This is a genomic window from Eubacterium sp. CAG:156, assembly GCF_000434315.1.
Lineage (GTDB): Bacteria > Bacillota > Clostridia > Lachnospirales > Lachnospiraceae > Eubacterium_U > Eubacterium_U album.
On sequence record NZ_FR878122.1, the window covers coordinates 1 to 553 of the forward strand.

General features: G+C 36.7%; 1 protein-coding gene. It reads left to right on the plus strand.

The window, feature by feature from the left end:
• Positions 1 to 224: 224 nt before the first annotated feature.
• Positions 225 to 553 (plus strand): transposase (locus ABMA45_RS01095; RefSeq protein ID WP_348029878.1); only part of this gene is annotated, 329 nt, incomplete at its 3' end.

Sequence of the window (553 nt, forward strand, 5' to 3'; positions counted from 1 at the left end):
AGCAAAGTGATGATATAACTTCCGGGTTTGCAGAGTAAAAAATATAATTATAATCAATCCTAGATTATTCACGGCTCAGCCGTGAAAGTGGCTGAAAGCCACATAGTTACTGTATTTTAGCTGAATATTGCTTTTCACCTATCAAGTGAATGAAAAAAGAGCATCCATTTGTGGTAAAATTAAGGTGTTCAAAGTCTTAACAATCCCAAACAAAGGAGCCCTTTATGAGTATTGTAAACACCTTAGCCTTAGAAAGCAATAGACAGATTAAAATAAATTTTGATGGAGGAGATCTCTCATCCGATGCAGGCTTGCTTCTTATCAAAGAATTCATAAGCAAACTTGGTATTGATACGCTTTTAGAAAAAGCGTTTAAAACCAATGATCCTGTATTCAAGTCTGTACTTGAAAAAGATGCGCTTGCATCACAGCCTACGGTATCAAGATTCTTTAACCGTATGGATGAAGACACTTTAAACCAGTTCCTTGCGATTGCCAGAGTACTTCGGAGGAAAATTTACAGTATTCAGATGCCACAGGCTGTTATTCTGGA